Genomic DNA, 23575 nt, shown 5'->3' with positions numbered 1-23575 from the left:
TGGTCAGGAAACCAGCATCGTGCTGACGCAGAAACCCTTGTCGTCGAAGTTCGTCGCGCTCAGCGTGCCCTTGACGTTCTTGCCCGCGGACGTCCCGGTGACCTGGCCCTCGACGAGGAACTCGTCGTCCGGCACCTCGCCGAGCGTCAGCTGCAGCGGCGGCTTGAGGAACGTCTTGAGCCACGAGTCGAGCAGGTCCTTCGAGTCCGAGCAGCCCAGCGCGAGCGCGCCCGCGTTGTCGCCCGCGTTCAGCTTGTCGATGAAGCCCTGCAGCACGACCTTGGCGTCCGCGCCACCACCCGACGACGGCGGCTTGCTGGTCGACGTCGGGGTCTTCTTCGTGGTCGACTTCGGCGTCGACGGCTTGGCCGACGTGCTCGACGAAGGCGGGGCCGCGACGGTGTTGTCGTCCTTCGACAGGAAGAACCCGGGCGCGACGAACCCCGTGATGCCCAGGGCGGCGAGCACGACCACGACGGTCGCGCCGATGGCGATCCACATCCCGGTCTTGCTCTGCTTCGGCGGCGCCGGCGGCCCGCCGAAGCCCTGGCCGTAGCCGCCGGGCTGCTCCCAGCCCGACATCTGACCGCCCTGGTTCGGGTCCCAGGCCTGCTGGCCGTACTGCTGCGCGTTCGGGTCCGCCCAGGCCGACTGCTGCGCGTTCGGGTCACCCCAGCCCTGCTGCTGCTGGGCGTTCGGGTCGCCCCACTGCGGCTGCGGGCTCGCCGGGAACCCGCCCGACGGGTAGCCCTGCTGCTGGCTCGGGTCGAAGCCCTGCGGGTACTGCTGCGTCGGGTAGGGCTGTTGCTGCTGGTTGGGGTCCCACCCGCCCTGCTGCGGGTACGGCTGCTGGAAGCCACCGGACTGCGGCTGCTGGCCGTACGGGTCGGGCTGGCCGGGCTGGCCCGGCTGAGGCGGGTACGTCATCTTTCATGCCTTCCGGGCGCTGGGTGTTCGTGCGCTTCCGACGTCCGCAAGGCCCGATTGGTTCCCCCAGGACGTGGTGAGCAGCATTCTGCAAGCTCGGACGGTACGGCATGAAACCGGCTCCCGGGCGCGACGACGCGAACTCGTCACGATCCGGGAGCCGGGGTGCGGGTCAGCCGTTGGCGAGTGCCTGGAGCCGGTCGTAGGCACCGTTGAAGGTGTCCTGGTCGAGCGGGCTCGAGGTGTACTGCCAAACGGTGTAGTAGCCCCAGTTGTACGGCAGGGTGCCCACCGACGACGCGTACCGCGCGACCCACAGCGGGGCCGTGCTGGAGAAGTCACCGCTCACGCAGCTGCTCCACCAGCTCGTCGACGTGTAGATCACCGGGTAGCGGCCGGTGAGGGAGTGGTAGGTGTCGTGGAAGTCGAGGATCCACGACGTCATCCCCGCCTTGCTGAGCCCGTAGCAGGTCGCGCCGTACGGGTTGTACTCCATGTCCAGTGCCCCGGGCAGCGTCTTGCCGTCCTTGGACCAGCCGCCGCCGTGGGCGACGAAGTACCGGGCCTGCGCCGCGCCGCTCGAGGTGTTCGGCGTGGCGAAGTGGTACGCGCCGCGGATGAAGCCCTGGTTGTAGGAGCCGTTGTACTGCTGCGCGAAATACGGGTTGGTGTAGCTGGTGCTCTCCGTGGCCTTGGTCCAGACGAACCGCTTGCCCTGGTTCCACCAGCTCGCCCAGTCGACGTTGCCCTGGTAGCTGGCGACGTCCATGCCGGCGACGGTGGCCAGCACCTGGTTGGGGATCGCCTGGGCCGGCTGCGGCTGCTGGGCCGCCTTCTGCGAGTCCCGAGTCGAGGAATCGCCTTCGACGCGCCGGATCTGCGACCCCAGTTCGTGGTTGTGCTGCGCGATGTCCGCGTTGATCGCGGACACGGGGTCGGCCTCGGGGGAGAAGGTCGCCGCCTGGGCCGTGCTGCCGAGCAGGAGCAGCGTGGCCGGGACGACCAGGGCGGCGAACAGCCGCCCTCTTCGGGAAGTGGACATCGTTGAATCCCTTCACAGATACCCTCGCTGAGGGCGGCTTACTGCAGGTAGCCGCCCGTGCACGATTGTTGGTGACGAAGTGGCGTTTGTCACTCAGTTCCGTGAAATTGGGTATACGCGTGGGTGATTTTCCCGGGAAGACGCTCGTCAATCGGTGACCAGTTAACACCTATAATTCGTGAGCCGGGGGTTCAGCCCAGCGCGAGGGCGCGCAGCCGGTCCGCCGAGCCGTTGAACCAGTTCTGGTCGCCGGGCAGGCTGCCGCTGTCCGCGAACTGCCAGATCGTGTGGATGTTCCAGGAGGCGGGCAGCTCGCCGATGAAGGTGTTGTAGCGGGCGATCCACAGCGGGTTGGCGCCGAAGCCGCCGTTGTTCGCCGTGCAGCGCTTCCACCAGCTCGTCGACGTGTAGATCGTCGGGTAGCGCCCGGTGGCCGCGCGGTAGGTCTCGGAGAAGTCGGCGATCCAGCCGACCATGCCGGCCGCGTCCTTGCCGTAGCAGGTTTCGCCGTACGGGTTGTACTCCGCGTCGAGCGCGCCCGGCAGGGTCCGGCCGTCGGCCGACCAGCCGCCGCCGTGGGCGAGGAAGTAGCGTGCCTGCGACGCGCCGTCGGAGATGTCCGGCCGCGCGAAGTGGTAGGCGCCGCGGATCAGGCCCGCGTTGTAGGAGCCGTTGTACTGCTGGGCGAACTGCGGGTTGACGAACCCGGTGCCCTCGGTCGCCTTGACGTAGACGAACTTCGCGCCCGTCCGCGCCGCGCCGGGCCAGTCGACCGGGCCCTGGTGCCCGCTGACGTCGTGGCCGAGCTGCTGGTCGTCGCCGCCGTAGAGCACGCCGGGCGCCGCGTCGACGCCTTCGACCTTGGCGATCTGCGAACCGGCGTAGTGGTCTTCGGCGCCTTCGTACACATCGCCGGCCGTCGCCGGCGCCTGACCGGCGACGAGCAGACCGGCGACGGCGAAGGGAAGCAATGCACGTTTCACCCTCATGCTCCCCACCGTTCTCGTGAGACTTCTCCAGTCTCACGATGCACCCGAGTCGCGCGATCGGCGACTCGGGTGGTCACTCGATGGGGTCAAACCCGCAGGTCAGCGCTGTTCGTCGGCCAGCGCCTTCAGCAGGTGCTCGGCCGGCACGACGGCGGTGATCAGGTCGTGCGGGTTGATCGCGACCGGGTGTCCGCCGAGCAGGCCGACGATGTCGCGGCCGAGCACCGCCCGCGCGTGCGGCCACTCGCGCGGCACCAGCGCCTTGCGCGTGTAGGCGGGCACCATGACCCGGCCGTCGGTGTTGTGGAAGCCGATCACCGTGCGCTGCACCGGCGACATCGCGTAGACGAACAGCGTCGCGTCGAGGACGGCCTTCGGCAGGTCCGACGGCGGCCGGTGCTCGGTGCGGACGAGCTGCAGCAGCTGCTCGAGGTCGTTCGCCGGCTCCGGGAAGCCGAGCGCCTTGGGCGATGGGCGGTAGCGGTCGTTCGGGTGGAAGTCCGCGACGACGTCGCCGGCGCCGTTCACCGGGTAGGCGCCGACGACGGCCCACGACGGCACCGGGCCGTTCGGGTCGAAGGCCTCGTCGATGACGTAGAGCCAGCTGTTGGGGTTGGTGCGGGCGTTCGCGCGCATCTCCGCGGTGATCTCGGGAGTGCCGTGCTTGCCCGAGCGCCGGGCCTGCTGCCCACCGCGGCGCGCGGCGCGGCCGGGCTTGCTGTGCTTGCCGGGGCGATCGGCCCCGCTTCCGGTGGGCTGCTGCGAAACCATCCGATCTGCCTCGTCCCGCTGCGCCATCTCATCCCCACGTTCTCGGGTGTCCCTGAAAAGTCTTGGTGCGCCACTCTACTGTTTGCCCATGGCCTCTTCGCGTTCGGTCGACCCCGGACAGTTACGTGCGGCGGTGCTGGCGATTTCCCCATGGCTGCAGGGCGACGCGCCCGATCCCGCGCGGCCGGAACTGGCCGCGGCGGTCCGGCTCAGCCTGCGCGCGCTCGCGGCCGACGCGCCGGGCCGCACGGTCGAAGTCCGCGTGCCGCCCTTCGCGGCGGTGCAGTGCGTGGAGGGCCCGCGGCACACCCGCGGCACCCCGCCGAACGTGATCGAGACCGACCCGCGCACGTGGCTCGAACTGGCCACCGGCCGGCTGGACTGGACCACGGCGGTGGCGGACGGCCGGGTGTCCGCTTCGGGCACCCGGGCCGACCTTTCCCACTGGCTGCCGCTCGTCCGCCTCTGACGGACGCCGGTGCCTACGGCTTGCGGCCGACGCCGCCGGCGATCGTCCGCTGCGCGACGTTGAGCTCCTTGAGCCGCGGGCCGTCCGGCCACCAGTCGGCGCACAGCGTCACGCCCGGGTCGACCAGTTCGAGGCCGGGGAAGAGCTCCTCGATCTCCTTCTGCGTCCGGAACGTGCCGGAGCCCATCGGGCTGTGCACGAAGAAGTCCTCCATGCGGCGCGCGGTCGCGGAGTCCTCGTTCTCGGGGTCGAAGAAATGGCTGATCCCGACGAAGGAGCCGGACGGCAGCGCGTCGACGTACTCCTTCATGATCTCCTTCGGCCGGTCGTGGTCGCCCTTGAAGTGGTGCAGCGTGCCCATCTGCAGCAGCACGAGCGGCTGGGTGAAGTCGATGTGCTCGCGGATGACCTCGTTCTCGAGGATGCGCTGCGGCTCGAAGATGTCCTCGGCGACGAAGTGCGTGTGCTCGTTCTCCTCCAGCAGCGCGCGGCCGTGGGCGAGGACCACGGGGTCGTTGTCGACGTAGACGACCGTGGCCTCGGGGTGGATCCGCTGCACGACCTGGTGGGTGTTCTCCGCCGTCGGCAGGCCGGAGCCGAGGTCGAGGTACTGGGTGATGCCGGTCTGGCTCGCGAGGAAGCGGCACACGCGGATGAGGAAGCCCCGGTTCTCGAACGCGAGGTCCTGGGCCTCCGGCGCGGCCTGCTGCACCTTGTGCAGGACCTCCCGGTCGATCTCGTAGTTGTCCTTCCCGAGCAGGAAGGCGTCGTACACGCGCGCGATGCTCGCTCGGGTCGGGTCGACCCCCACGGGAACTCGTTCGGTCCGGGTCGCGGCGTCGGGCATCTTGAACCTCGCAAGTTCTGTGTCGAAAGTCTCGTACTCTACGTAGAGTAGGACTCCACACGCATGCGGTAAACCGGGTCACCTCTTTGCGCAGGACGGCCCAACGTGTACTTTCGGTAGTCGGGCTAGAACCCCCTGGTGACGTGAGCGCGGAAGGTCCGGGAATGAACGCGGTGAACGCGTCCGCAGGTGAACAGAACATCGGCCCCACGGCGCGCCGGATGATCCTGGGCTCGCAGCTCCGCCGGCTCCGTGAAGAGGCCGGCATCACCCGTCAGCAGGCCGGTTACAACATCCGCGGGTCCGAGTCCAAGATCAGCCGCCTCGAGCTGGGCCGGGTCGGCTTCAAGGAATGCGACGTCACCGACCTGCTCACGATGTACGGCGTCGAGGACCCGACCGAGCGCCAGACGTTCCTCGACATGGTCAAGCAGTCGAACGAGCCCGGCTGGTGGCGCCGCTTCGGCGACACGATGCCGAACTGGTTCACCGACCTCGTCGGCCTCGAAGAAGCCGCCGCCCGGATCCAGATCTGGGAGCCGCTGTACGTCTCGGGCCTGCTCCAGATCGAGCCGTACGCGCGGGCGATCTTCAGCCACGGCCGCCCGGAGATGGCCGACGAGCGCGTGGACCAGCTGGTCGCGCTGCGAATGCGCCGGCAGAAGATGTTCAGCAGGCCGGACGCGCCCCGGGTGTGGATGGTGCTCGACGAGTCGGTGCTGTACCGCCCGATCGGCGGCGTGAAAGTGCTCAAGCAGCAGATCGAGTACCTGCTGGAGATGAGCGCGCTGCCGCACGTGTCGGTGCAGGTCCTGCCGTATTCGCGCAGCGGGTTGTCGGCGGAGCACGCGTTTTCGCTGCTGCGGTTCGGCGAGCCGGAACTGCCGAACATCGCGTACGTCGAGTACCTGACCGGCGCGCACTACATCGAAAAGCGCGAAGAGATCGAGAAGTACAGCCGAGCGCTGGACATGCTGGCGGTCGACGCGGAGACGCCGGAGCGCAGCCGCGCCCTGCTCGCCAAGCGGCGCGCGGAAATCTAGGCGTCGCCCCAACCGGTGAACCACCCTGGCGGCGCGGACGTGTGCCCACTGAGCGGTAACCCCCAGTAGCAGCTAACCCGTTCGTGCCGCTATCTGTCACCCGATAGGTTAACCATGACCTGGTGATTCTTTACCGTCCGAGAACTTTGCAAGAAATTCTGCACGTGCATTTACCGCTGCAGGCACACGTGCTAGCCTCCGATACGCGGGCAAATGCACATGCAGATGCAACGCCCTCGAAGCTTTTCCACATCGAGAGGTGGGACCATGGCAGAGCGATTCGAGAACGGCATCCCGGCCGACCGGTTGTCCGGTGCCGAGTGGCGGAAGGCCAGCTACAGCGGTGCCGTCGGCAACTGCGTCGAGGTCGCGCCGCTGTCCAGCGGTGAGATCGCGATGCGCAACTCGCGCTTCCCGGCCGGTCCGGCGCTCGTCTACACGCGCGCGGAGATGGCGGCCTTCCTGGCCGGTGCCAAGGACGGTGAATTCGACGATGTCCTCGGCTGAGGCCGTCGCCGTCTTCGACATCGAGACCGGACTGCAGGAGCTGGTCGCCCGCGGCTACCAGTTCGTCCACCCCGCCGACGAGCGCGGCGAGGTCGTCGCCGTCGTCGGCGTGCGGGTGCACGACGACGTGGTGGACGTGGTCCGGCTCAACGCCGAAGACGACGTCGTGGCGACCCGGATGCCCGGCACCGAGGAGAACATCTTCGAGCCGGAGCGCTGGTTGTGGCGCCGCCGCGGGGAAGGCGCGCAAGTGCTCACGGAGATCCTCTCGCTGCCGGATGCTTGCTAGGGACGAAGACTTCAGGCCCTGTCCGAAGTGGTCAGTACCACGTCGGGCGGGGCCTGACTCATGTCCGCACCGTCTACACTGAAGCTGGCCTGACCACGTCTTCCCAGGAGCTCCTCGGTGGTTTCCGACCCGCAGCTCGTGTCCGACCAGCCCGAACCGGAACCCCGTGAGGAGTGTGGCGTCTTCGGCGTCTGGGCTCCCGGGGAAGAAGTCGCGAAGCTGACCTACTACGGCCTCTACGCCCTGCAGCACCGGGGCCAGGAGGCCGCCGGCATCTCCGTCTCCGACGGCTCGCAGATCGTGGTCTTCAAGGACCTCGGCCTGGTCAGCCAGGTGTTCGACGAGCAGATCCTGCAGTCGCTGCAGGGCCACATCGCCGTCGGGCACTGCCGGTACTCGACCACCGGCGCGACCATCTGGGAGAACGCCCAGCCGATCTTCCGCACCACCGAGACCGGCAGCGGGCTTTCCTTCGCCCACAACGGCAACCTCGTCAACACGGCCGAGCTGCGCGAACGCACCATCGAGGCCGGGCTCAAGCCGCACGCGGGCCTGACCGGCTCGTCCAGCGACTCCGACCTGATCTGCGGGCTGCTCGCCGCGAACGCCGCCGACAAGGGCATCGAAGCCGCCGCGATGGACCTGCTGCCCACCCTGAAGGGCGCCTTCTGCCTGGTGTTCTCCGACGAGAACACGCTCTACGCGGCGCGTGACCCGCACGGCGTGCACCCCTTGGTGCTCGGCCGGCTCGAGCGCGGCTGGGTCGTCTCCAGCGAGACGGCCGGCCTCGACATCGTCGGCGCGTCGTTCGTCCGCGAGGTCGAGCCGGGCGAGCTCATCGCGATCGACGCCGAGGGCCTGCGCTCCTCGCGCTTCGCGAACCCGGACCCCAAGGGCTGCGTCTTCGAGTACGTCTACCTCGCCCGCCCCGACACCACGATCGCCGGCCGCGGCGTGCACGCCACCCGCGTCGAAATCGGCCGCAGGCTCGCCGCCGAGCAGCCGGTCGAAGCCGACCTCGTCATGCCGGTGCCGGAGTCCGGGACGCCCGCCGCGATCGGCTACGCGCAGGGCTCGGGCATCCCCTACGGCACCGGCCTGGTGAAGAACGCCTACGTCGGGCGCACGTTCATCCAGCCGTCGCAGACCATCCGCCAGCTCGGCATCCGGCTCAAGCTGAACCCGCTGCGGGACGTCATCCGCGGCAAGCGCCTGGTCGTGGTGGACGACTCGATCGTCCGCGGCAACACCCAGCGCGCGCTGGTCCGGATGCTGCGCGAAGCCGGCGCGCTCGAGGTGCACGTCCGGATCGCGTCACCGCCCGTGCGCTGGCCGTGCTTCTACGGCATCGACTTCGCCTCGCGGGCCGAGCTGGTCGCGAACGGCGTCGACCTCGACGGCATCCGGCGCTCGATCGGAGCCGACTCCCTGGGTTACATTTCCCTGGACGGCCTGGTCGCGGCCGCGGAACAGCCGAAGTCGCGGCTGTGCACGGCGTGCTTCTCCGGCGAGTACCCGATCCCGCTGCCGGAGGACGCGCTGATCGGGAAGCACCTGCTCGAAAGCCTCAGTTCAAAGGATGGCGCGACAGTGTCTTCGCTCCCGGTCAGCCCCGCCGGGTACGGTGCCGAAGACGCCGTCCGGCGTCCCTGAGTTCCTTCCAGTAGGGAGTCCGTCCACCGTGAGCGAGTCCACGAGCGCCACGTACGCCGCCGCCGGGGTCAGCATCGACGCCGGCGACCAAGCCGTCGAGCTGCTCAAGCCGCACGCCGAGCGGGCCACGCGGCCCGAGGTCCTGGGTGGCGTCGGCGGCTTCGCCGGGCTCTTCTCCCTGAAGCTCGACAAGTGGAAGGAGCCGGTGCTCGCGTCGTCGACCGACGGCGTCGGCACCAAGATCGCGGTCGCGCAGGCGCTCGACAAGCACGACACGGTCGGCATCGACCTGGTCGCCATGGTCGTCGACGACCTCGTCGTGACCGGCGCCGAGCCGCTGTTCCTGCAGGACTACATCGCCGTCGGCAAGGTGCACCCGGAGAAGATCGCCGCGCTGGTCGGCGGCATCGCCGAGGGCTGCGTCCAGGCCGGCTGCGCGCTGCTGGGCGGCGAGACCGCCGAGCACCCGGGCCTGATGGGCGAGCACGACTACGACATGTCGGCCACCGGCGTCGGCGTCGTCGAGGCGTCCCAGCTGCTCTCGCCGGAGAAGGTCCGCCCGGGCGACGTCGTGCTCGCGCTCGGCTCGTCCGGCCTGCACTCCAACGGCTATTCCCTGGCCCGGCACGTGCTGCTGGACATCGCGCGGATGCCCCTCGACGGGCACGTCGAGGAGTTCGGCCGCACCCTCGGCGAGGAGCTGCTGGAGCCGACGCGGATCTACGCGAAGGACTGCCTGGCGCTCGCCGCCGAGACCGAGGTCCGGACGTTCGCGCACATCACCGGCGGTGGCCTGGAGGCCAACCTGGCTCGCGTCATGCCGCGCGGCCTGGTCGCCCGGCTCGAGCGCGGCACCTGGACGCCGGCGCCGGTGTTCGCCCTGATCGGCCAGCGCGGCAAGGTCGAGCGGGCCGAGCTGGAGAAGACGTTCAACATGGGCGTCGGCATGGTCGCGATCGTCGGCGCCGAGGACGTCGACCGGGCGCTGGCCATGCTGACCGCGCGGCACGTCCCGGCGTGGATCCTGGGCGACGTCCAGCCGGCCGGTGACGTCGACGGCCCGCGCGCGGTGCTCTCGGGCGACCACCCGCGGTTCTGAGCGTGGCCACCGGGGACGTCGTCGTCGGCTCCCGCTTCGTCATCCCGGAAGCCGAGCTCGGCGAACGCTTCTCGCGGTCGTCCGGCCCCGGTGGTCAAGGCGTCAACACGACGGACTCGCGCGTCGAGCTGTCGTTCGACGTCGCCGGGTCGCCGTCGATCCCGGAGCACCTGCGTGACCGCGTGCTGGCCGCGCTCGAAAACCGGCTCGTCGACGGCGTCCTGACGATCGCGGCCAGCGAACACCGCTCGCAGCTGCAGAATCGCGAGGCGGCGCGCGGCCGGCTCGCGAACCTCCTGCTCGACGCGTCGGCGCCGCCGCCCGCCAAGCGGCGCCCCACGAAACCGTCCCGCGGTTCGAAGGAGCGCCGCCTGGCGTCGAAGAAGCGCCGCAGCGACGTGAAACGAGGCCGCTCCGGCCGCTTCGACGACTAGGCCAGCGACAGGTGCACGCACTCGCCCGCCGGCCGGTAGCCGACGCGGGCGTAGACGTTCCCGATCCCCAGGTCACCGGGGGTGAGGAACGCCGTGTGGGCGCCGGCCTCGTGGACTTCGCGGGTGAGCCGGGCGGTGAGCGCCGCGGCGATCCCGCGTCCGCGGTGGGTCTCGAGCACCCCGATCCCGGCGATCTCGGTGGTCCCGTCGACCACCTCGAGCGCGAGCCCGCCGCCGACCACGGCGCCGGTGGAGCTGTCTTCGGCCAGCGCGTGCCGGACCCCGGCCCGCAGGCCGGCCTTGAGGCGTTCGACCTCTTCGGCGCCGACCTCCGGTGCCTCGCCGTACGCGGTGTTCTGCGCTACTCGCATGCGCCGGATGTCTTCGTCGGACTCCGGTGCGCGCAGCCGGATCCCCGCCGGCGCCGGCCGGTCGATCCGGCTCTCCGGGGTGCAGGTCATCAGCGGCACCCGGCGTTCGAGGCCGTACCCCGCGCCGACCAGCAGTTTCTCCAGCTCCGGGGCGACGTCGGTGAAGTACTCCAGCCGCGGGAGCAGGTCCCGCCGGCGGTACGCCTCGGTCAGGGCGTCGATCTCGGCCGGCGTCGGCCGTGCGCCGTCGTCCGGGATCGCGTAGTTGAGCATCGGGTGCGGCGTGCCCGGCGAGTAGGTGGCCAGGAAGGGGCCGACCCGCTCGGTGTCCCGGCCGCGTGGCGCCGTCGTGCGGACATATGCCTGGATGGCGGACATGTGAACCTTTCGAAAGCACGTCAAGGAACCGCGGCCCGGTGCGGGCTCGCGGGCGGATCGCCGGGCGTCGGGCCTAGCGGGGGCCGACGCCGGGGGCGGCGCCAGGCATAGGCGGTCATTCCTTGACTCGAAGGGAACTGTCCTCGGGGCCATCCTGGCACGGCCCGCAACCGGATTACTGGCGCTCCGGGTGCGCGATCGCCGCGTAGCGGGTGTCCCAGACCGAGCGCGGCACCCGCAGCCGGAGCGTCGGCGACTCGCAGATCCGGCGCCGTTGCGCCGGGACGGCCACCGGTGGCGGCGGCGGTTCCAGCGCGCGCCACCCACGGCGGCTCAGCGCGGCGCCGAGTGTCGCGCCGGTGGTGTTGAGCAGGACGTCGTCGGCCGAGGTGACCCGGCCGCAGTGGATCAGATATTGCGTGCCTTCCACCAGCACGGACGCCAGCAGCGCGGCCAGCGCGACGCGCAGGAGCGTGCGCAGACGGCGGATCCGCAACGGCAGCAACGCGCCCAGCGGGCACAGCAGCAGGACGTTGCCGGTCACCTGCCAGAGTGAACCGTCGTCGGCGAAGGCCGCGGTGATGTCGGAGCCCGGGACGAGGTCGAGCGTGCTCTCGGAGGAGCCGCCGACCGGCATGACGACCAGGCACAACACCAGGAACGCCAGGAGCGCGGCGGCGCAGTCGACGCCGGCCGTCGCGGTCGCGAAGCGGGCCGGCAGTCTCCGTCGCCGCCGGGCCGCGAGCAACGGCCACCCCAGCAGCGCGTACGGCAGTGCGATCGCCGAAATCGGAATCATCCCCCAGAAGGCACGAAGCAGCGCTTCCATGCGCGTCCTCTCTTGGAACCCCTCCGTTCGGATTCACCTTCGCACCGCAAGATCAACTCGGCAGTCCGAGGGCACCGCACTATTCGGTGATCTTTCCGGTGGCGGTGTTTGTCTTCCCGTGGTTCGGTCAGGGGGCCGCACTGTCCACAGTGGAGATTGTGGACAACCCTGTGGATGAATTCGGGGAGTTGAGGAAGAAGCCTTACTTCACAACGAAAAACCGCGCGCCGGGCCTGTGTACTACTCGGCGAGCGCGCGGGCCTGTTCGAGCAGGTTCTGGAGGTGCAGGCCGCGCCGGACGTCGCACGGGTGGGTGGTGGTGCCGCTCGCGATCATCGCGGCGAAGTCGTCCAGCAGCGCGGTGTAGGACTCCTGCGCCGAGCCCGGTTTGCGGCCGAGCGTCCGGTACCCGTGCTCGCCCCAGACGGCGACTTCGACCACCGTCGGCTGCACCGGCAGGCGCAGCGAAAGCGTCGCGGTGCTGATCACGCCGGCTTCGTGGGCGAGCATCAGGTGCCAGAGGTCGCCGGGGCTCCGCCGGGCGGCGACGACCTCGGTGATCGGGCCGAGCGCGGCGTCCAGCATGTCGAGCGCGTGCGGGCCGATGTCGAACAGCGCGCCGCCGTCGTCCTGGCGCCATTCCGAGGCGGCGTACTGGCCGCCGAGCAGCGCGCCGGACAGCCAGCGCGCGCCCCCGCCGGCCCAGCCGCCCGCCTGGGCGAGGCCGGCGAGCCACTCCTGGGTCTGCGCGGAGTACCGCAGGGTCAGCACGACGAGCGCGGCGACGTCCGCGGCCGCGACGGCGTCGGCCAGCCGCTGCGCCCCGGCGAGATCGGCGGCGATCGGCTTCTCCAGGATCAGGTGCTTCCCGGCTTCGGCGGCGCGCACGGCCAGCTCGGCCTGGATCGACGGCGGAACGGCGAACGCGACCGCGTCCACCTGCTCGAACAGCTCCTCGACGCTGCCGGCGGTCGTCGCGCAGTGCGTCTCAGCAAGCGCTTGCGCGGCCTCGGGCCGCCGGGCCCAGACCGCGGTCAGCGCCGTACCGGGGTGATCCGCCAGTCCGGGCGCGTGGATCGTCGTCGCCCACGGGCCGGCGCCGATCAGGCCGACGCGCAGCTGTCCGTCCGCGATGAGCTGTCCCACGGCCCGAAGTCTAGGTGTGTCCCTCGTCGCGCCGGAACCGCGTCCGCGGCTGGCTATGGTTCTTGCATGATCGCCGCACGTTTCGCCCGCTTGTCCGCCGTCTGCGCCCTGCTGCTGGGCGCCTCCTTCGCGGGCGCCGCGCCCGCCTCGGCGACGGGCACGGCGGGGACGTGCCCGGAGGGCGGCGGCGTGACGGTGGTCGTCGACTTCGGCGACCTGGGCCCGCAGCCGCTGGTCCGCTGCGCCCCCGGCACGCCCGCGAACGGCATCGCGGCCCTGCAGGAGGCCGGGATCGACGTCGCCGGCTCGCAGAAGTACGGCCTGGCCGTCGCCTGCCGGATCGACGGCAAGCCGGGACCCGACGTCGAGTCGTGCGCGGGCATGCCGTCGGCCACGGCGTACTGGAGCTACTGGCACGCCGCGGCGGGCGGGACCTGGGAGTCGAGCCAGGAGGGTGCGCAGACTTCGAAGCCGGTGGCCGGCGGCTTCGAGGGCTGGGCGTTCGCGCGGCCGAAGTCGGCGAACGACCTGCCGGCACCCCCCAAGGTGGCGCCCGTGCGGCAGGCGGCCACCCCCGCTCCGGCGCCCGCTCCCGCCGAGCAGGGCGGTTCGTTCCCGTGGGGCCTGGTCATCGGAGCCGTCGTGATCGTGGTGGTCGCCGGGGCCGGGATCGTCGTGGCCCGTCGCCGGCGTGCGCAGTAGGGCGCTGCACCCCGGCGCCTGGTGGGTGTGGGCGCTCTCGCTGGCCGTCGCCGCCAGCCGGACGACGAACCCGCTGCTGCTCGGCCTGATCATCGCCGTCGCGGGGTTCGTCGTCGCGAACCGGCGCAGTGCCGCGCCCTGGGCGCTGGCGTTCCGGCTCTACGCGTACGTCGGCGCGCTGATCGTCGCCTCGCGCGTGCTGTTCCGGATCCTCGTCGGCGGCGAAGACGGCGGGCACGTGCTGCTCGCGCTGCCGCGGATCCCGCTGACGGCCGGGTTGTCCCTGCTCGGGCCGACGTCGGCGGAGGCGCTGCTCGGCGGCTTCTACGACGGCCTGCGCCTGGCGACGATGGTCGTCTGCGTCGGCGCCGCGAACGCGCTCGCCAACCCGAAACGCCTGCTCAAGGCGGTGCCGGGAGCGTTGTACGAGGTGGGCACGGCGGTCACGGTCGCCCTGACGGTCGCGCCGCAGCTCGTCGAGAGCGTCCAGCGCGTCCGGCGGGCGCGGCGGCTGCGGGCGGGCCGGACTCGCGGGCTGCGGGCGGTCAAGGGCATCGTGGTGCCGGTGCTGGAGGACGCGATGGACCGGGCGCTGCGGCTGGCGGCCGCGATGGACTCCCGGGGCTACGGGCGCCGGGCCTACCTGAGCCCGGGCGTCCGGGTGCTGATCGCCGCCTGCGTCCTCTCCGGGCTGGTCGGCGTCTGCGTCGGCGTCTACGGCGTGCTCGACGGGACGTCCTCGTGGCCCGGTGTGCCGCTGCTGGTCCTGGGCCTGGCGGTGGCGGTCGTGGGGTTCGTCGTCGGCGGCCGGCGCGTCCGGCGGACGGCGTACCGGCCGGATCCGTGGCGGTGGCCGGAGACGGCGGTCGCGCTCGCCGGGGTCGGGTCGTGCGTCCTGCTGTTCGTTTCGGCGCGAATCGATCCGGCGAACCTGTACCCGTCGTTGAGCCCGTTGCGGTGGCCGGAGGTTTCCCTGGTGCACGTGGTTTCCCTGCTCGTCGCGGCGCTGCCCGCCTTCGTCGCGCCGCCTTCGCCGGGGGTCGTCCGGTGATCGAGTTCTCGCGGGTCACGGTGACCTACCCGGACGCGCCGCGCCCGGTGCTCTCGGACGTGTCCCTGCAGGTCGAGGAGGGTGAGCTGTGCCTGGTCGCGGGGCCGACCGGGGCCGGCAAGTCGACGTTCCTCGGCGCGATCAACGGGCTCGTCCCGCACTTCACCGGCGGCCGGCTGGCCGGCCGGGTCCTGGTGGACGGGCGCGACACGGCCCTGTTCCCACCGCGTGAGCTGGCTTCGGTCGTCGGGGTCGTCGGGCAGGACCCGCTCGCCGGGTTCGTCACGGACACCGTCGAGGAAGAACTTGCGTACGCGATGGAGCAGCTGGCGGTACCGCCGGACGTCATGCGCAAGCGCGTCGAGGAAACCCTTGACCTGCTGGGCATCGCGGAGTTGCGCAGCCGTCCACTTCGGACTTTGTCGGGCGGGCAGCAGCAGCGCGTCGCGATCGGCTCGGTGCTGACGGCGCACCCGTCGGTGGTCGTGCTGGACGAGCCGACGTCGGCGCTCGACCCGACGGCGGCCGAGGACGTCCTGGCGGCGATCACGCGGCTGGTGCACGACCTCGGCACGACGGTGGTCGTCGCGGAGCACCGGATGGAGCGGGTGGCGCAGTACGCGGACCGCCTGCTGTACCTGCCGGGCGACGGTTCGGTGCGCTCGGGCCCGCCCGCGGAGATCCTGGCGACGTCGGCCATCGCCCCGCCGATCGCCGAGCTGGGACGGCTGGCCGGCTGGTCACCGCTGCCGTTGTCGGTCCGGGACGCCCGGCGGGTCGCGGGGCCGCTGCGATCGCGGCTGCAGAAATTGTCGGTGGTGGGTCGTACTCTCTCGGTGACCGGTTCGGCACTGGACGTGAGAGAGGTGGTGGTCCGCTACGGCGATGTCCTGGCGGTGCGTGGGGTGGACCTGCGCGTCGGGCAGGGGGAAGTAGTCGCGCTGATGGGACGCAACGGCTCCGGCAAGTCGTCGCTTCTCTGGGCGGTGCAGGGCAGCGGGCCGAGGTCGGCGGGGAAGGTCGACGTCGGCGGAGCGGACCCGGCATTGCTCAAGCCACGAGCGGCCCGTCAGCGCGTGGGGCTGGTCCCGCAGACCCCGGCCGACCTGCTGTACCTCGATTCGGTAGACGCCGAGTGCGCACAGGCCGACGCGGAATCCGAGGTACCGGCGGGTACGGCCCGGGCCCTGCTGGACCGGCTCGCCCCCGGGATCGCCGGTGAAGCGCACCCCGGCGACCTGTCCGAAGGGCAGCGACTGGCGCTGGTGCTGGCGGTCCAGCTGGCGGCGGCCCCGCCGGTCGTGCTCTTGGACGAGCCCACGCGCGGTCTCGACTACCACGCGAAACGGCGCTTCGCGTCGGCCCTGCGAGAGCTGGCCTCGCAGGGCCACGCGGTAGTGCTGGCCACCCACGACGTCGAGTTCGTGGCCACGGTGGCGAGCCGCGTGGTGGTGCTGGCCGAGGGCGAGGTGGTCGCCGACGGCCCGACGAGGGAGGTGGTCGTCGCCTCCCCGGCGTTCGCGCCGCAGGTGGCGAAGATCCTGGCGCCGGAGCAGTGGTTGACGGTGGACGAGGTAGCCGAGGCGCTGGCATGAGGACGCCGGCATGGGGACGGAGGAGGCGGAGGGGCGGGGTGGGGGCGGGGGGCCCTGGTCAGCACCATGCCACGGCCTCTCGGAGGTCGCGCCAAGCCCCCGGCGTGGCCGGTGGTTTGCCGGCGTTGCGCGCCTGGCAGTGTCTTGCCGGTTCGGTGGGCCGGAGGGCGCCGGCAAGGCCGGTCGCCCGGCGCCGCGGCGCGGTCCCGCGGCGTGTGCCGGCACCGCCTGCTGTTCAGCGCCTCGGCGCGCCCTGCGGCCGGCGACGGCTCGACAGGCGGTGCGTCGGTGACCTCCCCCGCGGTCCGCGCGCGTCCTCGGTGGGCCTGACATGACCGACTTCCTCAGTCCACCACGCGCGGTCCGCGTCACCCTGCGGCCCGCGCTGGTCCTCGGCATCGCGACCGTCCTCGGGCTGGCCATGTTCTGCTGGCCCCTCTTCGCCCACCCGGCACCGACCGCGGCCGCGCACACCGCGGACGCCCCGTTCGTCTTCATGGCGACCCTGCCGGTGCTGATCCTGGTCGTCCTGGCCGAGCTGTCCCGCGGTGGCATCGACGCCAAAGCGCTCGCCCTGCTCGGCGTGCTCTCGGCCGTCAACGCCGGCCTGCGCCCCCTCGGCGCGGGCACCGGCGGGATCGAGCTGGTCTTCTTCCTGCTCGTCCTCGCCGGGCGCGTGTTCGGGCCCGGCTTCGGGTTCGTGCTGGGCTCGACGTCGCTGTTCACCAGCGCCTTGCTCACCGCCGGCGTCGGGCCGTGGCTGCCGTTCCAGATGCTCGCGTCGTCGCTCATCGGGCTCGGGGCCGGGCTGCTTCCGCGCAAACCTCGCGGCAAGGCCGAAATCGGCATGCTCGTCGCGTACGGCGTCTTCGCGGCCTACTTCTTCGGGCTGCTGATGAGCCTGTGGTCGTGGCCGTTCCTCGCCGGCACCAGCACCCAGCTCGGGTTCGTGCCCGGCGCACCACTGACCGACAACCTGCGGCGGTTCGCGGCGTTCACGGTCCTCACGTCGACGCTCGGCTGGGACACCGGCCGTGCGATCACCAACGCCGTCGCGATCGTGTTGCTCGGGCCGGCCGTTCTCGCCGTACTGCGGCGGGCCGCCCGGCGGGCCGCCTTCGACGCGCCCGTGCAGTTCGATCAGCTGTAGGAGTAGAAACCCCGGCCGGTCTTCTTGCCCAGCAGGCCCGCGTCCACCATGCGCAGCAGCAGCGGCGGCGACGAGTACAGCGGCTCCTTGAACTCCGCGTACATCGAGTCCGCGATGGCCTTGATCGTGTCCAGCCCGATCAGGTCGGACAGGCGCAGCGGGCCCATCGGGTGCGCGGTGCCCAGCTCCATGCCGCGGTCGATGTCCTCCGCCGAGGCGAAGCCCGACTCGATCATGCGGATCGCCGACAGCAGGTACGGCACCAGCAGCGAGTTCACGATGAAGCCGGCGCGGTCCTGGGACCGGATGACCGTCTTGCCCAGTGCCGTCGTCGCGTGGTCCTCCGCGCGGCGGGCCGTCTCCTCGCTCGTCAGCAGCGAGGGCACCAGCTCCACCAACGGCAGCACCGGCACCGGGTTGAAGAAGTGGATGCCGACCACCTGCTGCGGCCGGCTCGTCGCCATGCCCAGCTTCATGATCGGGATCGACGACGTGTTGGACGCGAACAGCGCGTCCTCCGCCTCGACGATCTTGTCCAGCTGGCGGAAGACGTCGACCTTCGCCTGCTCCTGCTCGAGGATCGCCTCGATGACCAGTTCGCGGTCGGCGAACTCGGCGATGTCCGTGGTGAAGCGGAGCCTGCCCAGTGCCGCGTCGGCGTCTTCCGGGGAGAGCTTGCCGTTCTTGACGCCGCGCTGCAGCGACTTCTCGATGCGGGCCTTGCCCGCGTCGAGCGCCGGCTGGTTCACCTCGGTGACCACGACGTCCAACCCGGACCGGGCGTGCACCTCGGCGATGCCGGACCCCATGAGGCCCGCCCCGACGACTCCAACCCGACTTACCACCGGCTCACTCCTTGTCCGCTTCGCCGACCCGGCTGCTTTGTGGGCAGCACGCAGCGCGCGAGGGCGGTCGCCGGGTGGTGCCCGGCTACGCCCTCGCGCGGTTACGCGTGCTCAACGACGGTACTCGTCGTACCCGTCGTCGTACGGGTCTTGATACTGGCTGTCGGACTCCTCGTGGTGATGATCATTCGAGGAGTTACTGGACAGCTCGCGCTGCAAAGCATCGAAGTCGGTCTCGTGCGAGCTGTACTTGAGCTCACGCGCCACCTTCGTCTGCTTGGCCTTAGCCCGGCCGCGCCCCATGGCTCGACCCCCTCGCACAGGGGCGGGGCGGCCGGGGGAATCGGCGGCCCCGCATCGTCTCGACAATTCTTTCCTGCTCACACCGTACCGTGTCCGGGGGGTTGGATGCGACGTGGCACGGTGTGCCGGTGGTGACAGTGTCCGCCGGACACCGGTTACCGGCCGGTCGGTGGCGATCGGCGCAGGTAGGCGTGCCACGATCTACTCGTGCTCCGTCCCTTCGCGGCCTACTTGCGGGTGTACGAACCCCTGCTCGCCCTGGGCGAGCCGCCGGACGAACGGCTGCGTGCGGCCGTCGCGGCGGCCAAGCTGCGGCGGACGGACGCGGGAGCCCGCGAACAGGCCATGTGGCTCAAGTCACAGGTCGCGGCGCCGCGGCGGCTGCTGCCCGCGGAGCTCGCCGACGGGCGTCCCGCGCCGAGCCTGCTGACCGACGTCCTGGTGCTCGCGCCCGAGGACGTCCCGGACGGCCGGGCCGGGCAGGGACCGTTCGTCTGCCCGCTGGAGCTGCGGGCCCGCTCGGCCGCGGCGCTGGTCACGTTCATCGGGGACGCGCACCCGGCGCTGAAGAACGTCGTCCTGGACGAGGGTGGCTTCACCCAGGAGACGATCCGCGCGCGGACGAAGTCGGCGATGGCGGACCTGACCACGACGGCGGCGCACACGCTGTCGACGACGTGGACCGTGCCGCTGCCGTGGTTCGTGCTGGTCGACCCGGACGAGCGCCGGCTGGTGCTCGGCAGCGGCCGCGACGACCCGAAGCGCGAGCTCTCCTGGCGGACCACCCTCGCCGACGCGCAGCACCGGGCGCGCGAGGCGGGCGAGCTGCTGGAGCACACGTTCGGCGACTCCGGACCCGGGCGCGTGCTGTACGAGACGCGGCGGTGGCTGGACAACTTCCACGCGGACTCGGTGGTCGAGCTCGACTACGGCGGGCTGGTCCAGCTGTTCGCGGACCCGGTCCTGGAGTCCGACAACACCGCGGACGAGGTCCACGACATCCTGGACGCGCTGCGCTCGGGCAACGTCGAGGAGCTGGCCGAACTGTTCTCCGACCTGCGCGAGTTCTGGGGCGACCTGGCGGCGAAGGAACGCTCGAACTAGCGGAACTGTCGGCCCCCACCGGTAGCGTGGAAAACGGGGGCTGCTCAGCGCAGCTCGGGCACCCGCACCTCGCCGACCGGGCGCCCGCCACCGAGCACCGAGCCGCGGGCCAGCTCGCCGAGCCCCGAGACGTCCGCGCCCAGGTACCGCAGCGCCTCGACCGCCAGGGGCGCGCACGCCCGCTTGTTGCCGTCGTCGATCTTCATCGCCACCGCGAACCCGTCCGGGAGCGCGAACGCGTGGACGCCCTCCGCGCCGCCCTTGGCGACCAGACCGTCCACGGCGGACATCAGCTCGGTGTCCTCGCGGCCCGTCCCCGCCACCAGCCACGGGTGTGCGCGCATGGCCGAAGCGACCTCGGACAGCGGACCCGCCGGAGCCGACGCGACCCGGCCGAACGCGCGGGCCAGCCCCGTCAGGGAGAACGCGAAGAGCGGCGCGCCGCAGCCGTCGACGCCCGTGTGGGCGATCGGCTCGCCCGTCAGCTCCGCCACCGTCGCCGCGAGCGCCTGCTGCAGCGGGTGGTCCGGGGACTCGTAGCCGGACGTCGGCCAGCCGGCGCGGACGCAGGTCGTCAGCATCGCCGTGTGCTTGCCCGAGCAGTTCATCATCACGCGCCGCGGCTCGGCGGCGTCGCGCATGCTCGGGACGTGCAGCGGGAAGTCGGGCGGGCAGGCCAGGTCGTCTTCGCGCAGCCCGGCCGCGCCGAGCAGCTCGAGCACCCGCTTGACGTGCCCCGGCTCGCCGGAGTGCGACGCGCACGCCAGGGCCAGCTCCTCGCCGGTGAAGTCGAGTCCGGACCGCAGCATGCCGACGGCCTGCAGCGGCTTGTTCGACGAGCGCGGGTAGACCGGCGACGTCACGTCACCGAGGGCCAGGCGCGCGTCGCCTTCCGGGCCGGTGACCACGAGCGCGCCGCGGTGGACGCTTTCCACGAAACCGGACCGGACGACTTCCGCGAGGACGGGGTTCGTCACTCGCCGTGCCCGCCTTCGCTCTCCAGCAGCTCGTCCACAGTGGCCGAACCCTGCTGGTAGCGCTTCGCGATCTCCGCGTTGAGCGCGTCCATCACGCCCTGGACCTCGCGGCGGAAGGACGAAACCGACAGCTCTTCGCTGGCGTAGGTGTCCAAAGCGGAGGCGAGCTTCTCGTCCGTCAGTGACTCGACGTCGGTCAGGTCGGTGTCGCCGATCAGGGCTTCGGCGTGCCGCCGGTGCTCACCGGCGCGGGAGGGCTCGAGCTGCTGGTGCCGTCCGGAGCCCGCGGCCGGGCCCAGCGCGTTGTCGGCGAGGATCGTGGCCAGCTGGTCGACGATGCTCGACTCGCCGCCGGAGCTGCGGCGGGCCTGCTCGGCGCGGACGATGTCGATCCGGGCGTGCAGGAGCCGGCGCAGGTAGGACAGGTCCGTCTCTTCCTGCGCGGCTTCGTCGCGCCGCTCGCGCAGCACCTTCAGCGGCAGTTCGCCCAGGCCGCTGAGGTACCCCGGGCCGAGCACGCGGTCGATCCGCCGCCTGCCGCCGGGCCGCACTTCGATCACAGCGCAGTTTATCCCGGTTGAGCGTGATCTCGCTGTCAGGGGCTTTCGTTCAGCCACGGAGTTGCGCCGCCGCCGCACGGCCGGGTGCGGGCTGCTCCGAAGGGACGGAATCCGGATCGATCGCCGCCTGGACAAGGTTGTCCTCGGAACCGGTCAGCAGCTCGGCGCCCACCGGCGTCGAGCGCTTGACCAGCGCCAACGCGATCGGGCCGAGCTCGTGGTGCTGGATGACCGTGCCGATCCGGCCGACGGTCCGGCCGTCGAGCAGCACCGGGTCGCCGGTCTCGGGTGTGACCTCGGGTGAGCCGTCGAGGTGCAGCAGGAGGAGGTTGCGCGGCGGGCGGCCCACGTTGTGGACCTTCGACACGGTCTCCTGGCCGCGGTAGCAGCCCTTCGCGACGTGCGCGGCCGAGCCGACCCAGCCCACCTCGTGCGGGATCGTGCGGTCGTCGGTGTCGACACCCAGCCGCGGCCGCAGCGACTCGACGCGCAGGGCGTCGAACACCCAGCTGCCGGCGGCGCGGGCGCCTGCGTCGGTGAGCCGCTTCCACCACTCGACGAGGGAGCCGCGCGGCACCGCCAGGTCGACGCTCCACCGGCCGGGCCACGGCATCCGCCGCGCGAACCCGCCACCGGGCAGCGCCGCGACCGCGTACGGCTCCGGGCCGATCTCGGCGCCGACCGCGCTCAGCACGCGCTCGGCGTCCGGGCCGAGCACGGTGAGCAGCGCGAGCTCGCCGGTCGCGTCGCGGATGTCCACCTTGGACCAGAACTTCATCGCCTCGAGGTACTCGTGCAGCGTCTGGGGGCCGCCCTTGGGCAGCGCGCTGGTGACACTCGTGCCCGGGTCGGTGTCGAGGTAGACGGTGCCGTCGAGGTGCGCGACCACCATGTGCGTCTCGACGCGGCCCTGGCTGTCCAGCACCAGCGCCTCGGTGCCGGAACCTTCGGCCAGCTCGGTCACGTGCTGCGAGATGACCAGGTGCAGCCACGACAACCGTTCTTCGCCGCTGACGGCGAGGAACTCGCGGTGCGACCGGTCGATGACGACCGCGCTGCGCGAGGCCGTGCGCTGCTCCGCGAAGGGGTCTCCCCAGTGCCAGGGCACTCCGGCCTCGGGGTGCACAGTGTCAGACTCAGGGGCGGGGATCGATCCGGGCACGTCCAGCAGCGGCGAGCGGTACGGCATACCGCCCAGCCTAGGTGAGTACCGTGTCGGCATGCGCGTGCTCGTCTTCCTCGACGGAACCCCGGCCGACCCCGAAGCCGCCCAGATCAAGGTCGACGACCTCGGTCTGCTGCGCGGGGACGGGGTCTTCGAGACGATCCTGGTCGTCGACGGCAAGCCCCGTGAACTGCGTCCCCACCTCGAGCGGCTGGCCCGCTCGGCGGCCATGCTCGACCTGCCCGAGCCCGACCTCGCCGCGTGGGAACGCGTGGTCGCGCAGGTGCTCCAGCGGTGGACCGGCGGCCGCGAAATGACGCTGAAACTGGTGTACACCAGGGGATCCGACGGCGACCCGGCCGCCGTCCCGACCGGGTTCGCCCTGGGTTCCGAGGTCCCGCCGTCGATCTTGACGGCGCGCGCCGAAGGCGTCGCCGCGATCACCCTCGAACGCGGCTTCCCGCCGGACCTCGCCGAGCGGGCGCCCTGGCTGCTGCTCGGCGCGAAGCCGCTGTCGTACGCGATGAACATGGCGGCCGTGCGCGAAGCCGGCCGCCGCGGCGCCGACGATGTGATTTTCACCGCCGCCGACGGTTCGATCTTCGAGGGGCCGACCTCGACCGTGGTGCTCGCGAAGGGGCGGACGCTCTACACGCCGCCGTCGAGCATCGGCATCCTGCCGGGCACCACCCAGGCCGCGCTGTTCCGCGGCGCCGAGAAGGCCGGCTGGGCGGTCAAGGTCGAGCCGCTGACCGTGCGCGACCTCGTCGAGGGCGACGGCGTCTTCATGGCGTCGAGCGTGCGCAAGCTGACCCGCGTGCACACCCTCGACGGCGAGCGGCTGCCGGACTCGTCGGCGGTCTACGCCGAGCTCGTGGCGGCCTACGAGGCCGAGTACTCCTGACCGAGGCGGATCCGGACGACGGCGGGGGCGACCTCTTCGGCGCGGTAGGCGGCGATCTTGTGGTGGCCGTCGATGATCAGCTCGCGGTCGCCGTCGGCCAGCACGACCGCGACCGGGCGGTGGCCGGTGCGGATCGCCGTCCGGTAGTAGCCGACGCGGGCCTCGTCGGACGGCGGCCAGGCGTCGGTCGGGGTCAGCAGCCGGTCTTCGGGCAGCCGTTCCGGGCCGCTGACGCGGTAGTCGCCGTCGACGAGCAGGTCGAGGACCGGGCCGAGCGTGGTGGCGAGCGGGCGGCGCAGCTGGCCGGTGGCCAGCGCGATCCGCAGCGACTGGGGCAGCTCCGCCCGCACCCGCGTGTTCACGTCGAGGAAACCCGTGCCACCGCTGATCGTCACCTGTTCCACGCCTATCAGGACGGGTGACGG

27 protein-coding genes are annotated in these 23575 nt (G+C 71.5%); 13 read left to right on the top strand and 14 right to left on the bottom strand.

The window, feature by feature from the left end; genetic code table 11:
• Window positions 1-3 precede the first annotated feature (3 nt).
• From AB0J40_RS05000 to AB0J40_RS04985, 4 genes are all read right to left on the bottom strand, one after another.
• Window positions 4-927, bottom strand: coding sequence for a hypothetical protein (locus AB0J40_RS05000; RefSeq protein WP_364447761.1), 924 nt, complete (start codon window positions 925-927; stop codon window positions 4-6).
• Between the two features lie 172 nt (window positions 928-1099).
• Entirely contained in the window at window positions 1100-1969 is an 870-nt protein-coding gene (locus tag AB0J40_RS04995) for a lysozyme (protein WP_364447758.1), read from the bottom strand.
• Window positions 1970-2160: 191 nt separating this feature from the next.
• Complete coding sequence (locus AB0J40_RS04990) at window positions 2161-2958, bottom strand: lysozyme (protein WP_364447755.1); 798 nt, start codon at window positions 2956-2958, stop codon at window positions 2161-2163.
• A 99-nt stretch (window positions 2959-3057) separates the two neighbouring features.
• Window positions 3058-3756 carry a type VII secretion system-associated protein gene (locus tag AB0J40_RS04985; RefSeq protein WP_364447753.1) on the bottom strand — a complete coding sequence of 233 codons (699 nt, stop codon included), beginning with the start codon at window positions 3754-3756 and terminating at the stop codon, window positions 3058-3060.
• Between the two features lie 61 nt (window positions 3757-3817).
• Here AB0J40_RS04985 and AB0J40_RS04980 point away from each other — a divergent pair, with 61 nt between their 5' ends.
• Window positions 3818-4198 (top strand): sterol carrier family protein, encoded by a 381-nt coding sequence (locus AB0J40_RS04980; RefSeq protein WP_364447750.1) that lies wholly within the window; start codon window positions 3818-3820, stop codon window positions 4196-4198.
• A 13-nt stretch (window positions 4199-4211) separates the two neighbouring features.
• Here the strand turns inward: AB0J40_RS04980 and AB0J40_RS04975 are convergent, their stop codons facing one another.
• On the bottom strand, window positions 4212-5009 hold the full coding sequence (locus tag AB0J40_RS04975; RefSeq protein ID WP_364447748.1) for an SAM-dependent methyltransferase: 798 nt from the start codon (window positions 5007-5009) through the stop codon (window positions 4212-4214).
• Between the two features lie 200 nt (window positions 5010-5209).
• On the opposite strand from AB0J40_RS04975, the gene AB0J40_RS04970 reads away from it, so the two are divergent.
• The 6 genes from AB0J40_RS04970 (at window position 5210) to arfB (ending at window position 10070) form a co-directional block, all read left to right on the top strand.
• Complete coding sequence (locus AB0J40_RS04970) at window positions 5210-6088, top strand: helix-turn-helix transcriptional regulator (protein ID WP_364447745.1); 879 nt, start codon at window positions 5210-5212, stop codon at window positions 6086-6088.
• 267 nt (window positions 6089-6355) lie between these two features.
• Window positions 6356-6595, top strand: a complete 240-nt coding sequence (locus AB0J40_RS04965) for a DUF397 domain-containing protein (protein ID WP_364447743.1) — start codon at window positions 6356-6358, stop codon at window positions 6593-6595.
• Window positions 6582-6884: a hypothetical protein gene (locus AB0J40_RS04960; protein ID WP_364447741.1), complete on the top strand. Its 303-nt coding sequence runs from the start codon at window positions 6582-6584 to the stop codon at window positions 6882-6884. Before AB0J40_RS04965 ends, AB0J40_RS04960 begins: the two co-directional genes overlap by 14 nt.
• 117 nt (window positions 6885-7001) lie before the next feature.
• On the top strand, window positions 7002-8537 hold the full coding sequence (gene purF, locus AB0J40_RS04955) for an amidophosphoribosyltransferase (protein ID WP_364447738.1): 1536 nt from the start codon (window positions 7002-7004) through the stop codon (window positions 8535-8537).
• 28 nt (window positions 8538-8565) lie between these two features.
• Window positions 8566-9636 (top strand): phosphoribosylformylglycinamidine cyclo-ligase, encoded by a 1071-nt coding sequence (gene purM, locus AB0J40_RS04950; protein WP_364447735.1) that lies wholly within the window; start codon window positions 8566-8568, stop codon window positions 9634-9636.
• A gap of 2 nt (window positions 9637-9638) precedes the next feature.
• Window positions 9639-10070: an alternative ribosome rescue aminoacyl-tRNA hydrolase ArfB gene (gene arfB, locus AB0J40_RS04945; protein WP_364447732.1), complete on the top strand. Its 432-nt coding sequence runs from the start codon at window positions 9639-9641 to the stop codon at window positions 10068-10070.
• Here arfB and AB0J40_RS04940 read toward each other — a convergent pair.
• From AB0J40_RS04940 to AB0J40_RS04930, 3 genes are all read right to left on the bottom strand, one after another.
• Window positions 10067-10819, bottom strand: a complete 753-nt coding sequence (locus AB0J40_RS04940) for a GNAT family N-acetyltransferase (RefSeq protein WP_364447729.1) — start codon at window positions 10817-10819, stop codon at window positions 10067-10069. The genes arfB and AB0J40_RS04940 overlap by 4 nt on opposite strands.
• Before the next feature lie 175 nt (window positions 10820-10994).
• Window positions 10995-11648, bottom strand: coding sequence for a VanZ family protein (locus AB0J40_RS04935; RefSeq protein WP_364447727.1), 654 nt, complete (start codon window positions 11646-11648; stop codon window positions 10995-10997).
• A 240-nt stretch (window positions 11649-11888) separates the two neighbouring features.
• Window positions 11889-12794 carry a Gfo/Idh/MocA family oxidoreductase gene (locus AB0J40_RS04930; protein WP_364447725.1) on the bottom strand — a complete coding sequence of 302 codons (906 nt, stop codon included), beginning with the start codon at window positions 12792-12794 and terminating at the stop codon, window positions 11889-11891.
• Between the two features lie 66 nt (window positions 12795-12860).
• Between AB0J40_RS04930 and AB0J40_RS04925 the strand changes: the two genes are divergently transcribed.
• The 4 genes from AB0J40_RS04925 to AB0J40_RS04910 all read left to right on the top strand — a co-directional run bounded on the left by AB0J40_RS04925 (window position 12861) and on the right by AB0J40_RS04910 (window position 17292).
• Window positions 12861-13496 carry a hypothetical protein gene (locus AB0J40_RS04925; protein WP_364447722.1) on the top strand — a complete coding sequence of 212 codons (636 nt, stop codon included), beginning with the start codon at window positions 12861-12863 and terminating at the stop codon, window positions 13494-13496.
• Window positions 13486-14547 (top strand): energy-coupling factor transporter transmembrane component T, encoded by a 1062-nt coding sequence (locus AB0J40_RS04920; RefSeq protein ID WP_364447719.1) that lies wholly within the window; start codon window positions 13486-13488, stop codon window positions 14545-14547. Before AB0J40_RS04925 ends, AB0J40_RS04920 begins: the two co-directional genes overlap by 11 nt.
• Window positions 14544-16142, top strand: coding sequence for an ATP-binding cassette domain-containing protein (locus tag AB0J40_RS04915; RefSeq protein ID WP_364447717.1), 1599 nt, complete (start codon window positions 14544-14546; stop codon window positions 16140-16142). The genes AB0J40_RS04920 and AB0J40_RS04915 overlap by 4 nt, the downstream gene beginning before the upstream one ends.
• 331 nt (window positions 16143-16473) lie before the next feature.
• Window positions 16474-17292 (top strand): ECF transporter S component, encoded by an 819-nt coding sequence (locus tag AB0J40_RS04910; RefSeq protein ID WP_364447713.1) that lies wholly within the window; start codon window positions 16474-16476, stop codon window positions 17290-17292.
• Here AB0J40_RS04910 and AB0J40_RS04905 read toward each other — a convergent pair.
• Both AB0J40_RS04905 and AB0J40_RS04900 read right to left on the bottom strand, forming a co-directional pair.
• Window positions 17283-18137, bottom strand: coding sequence for a 3-hydroxybutyryl-CoA dehydrogenase (locus AB0J40_RS04905; protein ID WP_364447710.1), 855 nt, complete (start codon window positions 18135-18137; stop codon window positions 17283-17285). The two genes, AB0J40_RS04910 and AB0J40_RS04905, sit on opposite strands and share 10 nt — an antisense overlap.
• 111 nt (window positions 18138-18248) lie before the next feature.
• Window positions 18249-18440: a DUF3073 domain-containing protein gene (locus tag AB0J40_RS04900; protein ID WP_364447707.1), complete on the bottom strand. Its 192-nt coding sequence runs from the start codon at window positions 18438-18440 to the stop codon at window positions 18249-18251.
• Window positions 18441-18647: 207 nt separating this feature from the next.
• On the opposite strand from AB0J40_RS04900, the gene AB0J40_RS04895 reads away from it, so the two are divergent.
• Complete coding sequence (locus tag AB0J40_RS04895; RefSeq protein ID WP_364447705.1) at window positions 18648-19544, top strand: hypothetical protein; 897 nt, start codon at window positions 18648-18650, stop codon at window positions 19542-19544.
• Window positions 19545-19588: 44 nt separating this feature from the next.
• On the opposite strand, the gene AB0J40_RS04890 is transcribed toward AB0J40_RS04895, so the two are convergent.
• The 3 genes from AB0J40_RS04890 to AB0J40_RS04880 are packed head-to-tail and all read right to left on the bottom strand — an operon-like array spanning window position 19589 to window position 22270.
• A complete protein-coding gene (locus AB0J40_RS04890) occupies window positions 19589-20521 on the bottom strand; it encodes an asparaginase (RefSeq protein ID WP_364447702.1) in 933 nt (310 codons plus the stop codon).
• Entirely contained in the window at window positions 20518-21081 is a 564-nt protein-coding gene (locus AB0J40_RS04885; protein ID WP_364447699.1) for an aerial mycelium formation protein, read from the bottom strand. The genes AB0J40_RS04890 and AB0J40_RS04885 overlap by 4 nt, the downstream gene beginning before the upstream one ends.
• Before the next feature lie 49 nt (window positions 21082-21130).
• The gene (locus AB0J40_RS04880) at window positions 21131-22270 is read right to left on the bottom strand and encodes a folate-binding protein (RefSeq protein WP_364447696.1); all 1140 of its coding nucleotides are present in this window, start codon (window positions 22268-22270) and stop codon (window positions 21131-21133) included.
• Between the two features lie 31 nt (window positions 22271-22301).
• On the opposite strand from AB0J40_RS04880, the gene AB0J40_RS04875 reads away from it, so the two are divergent.
• A complete protein-coding gene (locus AB0J40_RS04875) occupies window positions 22302-23150 on the top strand; it encodes an aminodeoxychorismate lyase (protein WP_364447694.1) in 849 nt (282 codons plus the stop codon).
• On the opposite strand, the gene AB0J40_RS04870 is transcribed toward AB0J40_RS04875, so the two are convergent.
• Complete coding sequence (locus AB0J40_RS04870) at window positions 23129-23554, bottom strand: hypothetical protein (RefSeq protein ID WP_364447692.1); 426 nt, start codon at window positions 23552-23554, stop codon at window positions 23129-23131. The two genes, AB0J40_RS04875 and AB0J40_RS04870, sit on opposite strands and share 22 nt — an antisense overlap.
• Between the last annotated feature and the right edge of the window lie 21 nt (window positions 23555-23575).

The sequence above is a fragment of the Amycolatopsis sp. NPDC049691 genome (genome assembly GCF_040675005.1).
Lineage (GTDB): Bacteria > Actinomycetota > Actinomycetes > Mycobacteriales > Pseudonocardiaceae > Amycolatopsis.
The sequence above is the reverse complement of the archived record's forward strand: the minus strand, read 5'-3'. Positions and strand labels throughout refer to the sequence as shown.

What these genes read in the sequence shown, in the direction of transcription:
- AB0J40_RS05000 (WP_364447761.1), bottom strand. Translation starts at nt 927, where the DNA reads ATGACGTACCCGCCTCAGCCGGGCCAGCCCGGCCAGCCCGACCCGTAC.
- AB0J40_RS04995 (WP_364447758.1), bottom strand. Translation starts at nt 1,969, where the DNA reads ATGTCCACTTCCCGAAGAGGGCGGCTGTTCGCCGCCCTGGTCGTCCCG.
- AB0J40_RS04990 (WP_364447755.1), bottom strand. Translation starts at nt 2,958, where the DNA reads ATGAGGGTGAAACGTGCATTGCTTCCCTTCGCCGTCGCCGGTCTGCTC.
- AB0J40_RS04985 (WP_364447753.1), bottom strand. Translation starts at nt 3,756, where the DNA reads ATGGCGCAGCGGGACGAGGCAGATCGGATGGTTTCGCAGCAGCCCACC.
- AB0J40_RS04980 (WP_364447750.1), top strand. Translation starts at nt 3,818, where the DNA reads ATGGCCTCTTCGCGTTCGGTCGACCCCGGACAGTTACGTGCGGCGGTG.
- AB0J40_RS04970 (WP_364447745.1), top strand. Translation starts at nt 5,210, where the DNA reads ATGAACGCGGTGAACGCGTCCGCAGGTGAACAGAACATCGGCCCCACG.
- AB0J40_RS04965 (WP_364447743.1), top strand. Translation starts at nt 6,356, where the DNA reads ATGGCAGAGCGATTCGAGAACGGCATCCCGGCCGACCGGTTGTCCGGT.
- AB0J40_RS04960 (WP_364447741.1), top strand. Translation starts at nt 6,582, where the DNA reads ATGTCCTCGGCTGAGGCCGTCGCCGTCTTCGACATCGAGACCGGACTG.
- AB0J40_RS04940 (WP_364447729.1), bottom strand. Translation starts at nt 10,819, where the DNA reads ATGTCCGCCATCCAGGCATATGTCCGCACGACGGCGCCACGCGGCCGG.
- AB0J40_RS04935 (WP_364447727.1), bottom strand. Translation starts at nt 11,648, where the DNA reads ATGGAAGCGCTGCTTCGTGCCTTCTGGGGGATGATTCCGATTTCGGCG.
- AB0J40_RS04925 (WP_364447722.1), top strand. Translation starts at nt 12,861, where the DNA reads ATGATCGCCGCACGTTTCGCCCGCTTGTCCGCCGTCTGCGCCCTGCTG.
- AB0J40_RS04910 (WP_364447713.1), top strand. Translation starts at nt 16,474, where the DNA reads ATGACCGACTTCCTCAGTCCACCACGCGCGGTCCGCGTCACCCTGCGG.
- AB0J40_RS04900 (WP_364447707.1), bottom strand. Translation starts at nt 18,440, where the DNA reads ATGGGGCGCGGCCGGGCTAAGGCCAAGCAGACGAAGGTGGCGCGTGAG.
- AB0J40_RS04880 (WP_364447696.1), bottom strand. Translation starts at nt 22,270, where the DNA reads ATGCCGTACCGCTCGCCGCTGCTGGACGTGCCCGGATCGATCCCCGCC.
- AB0J40_RS04875 (WP_364447694.1), top strand. Translation starts at nt 22,302, where the DNA reads ATGCGCGTGCTCGTCTTCCTCGACGGAACCCCGGCCGACCCCGAAGCC.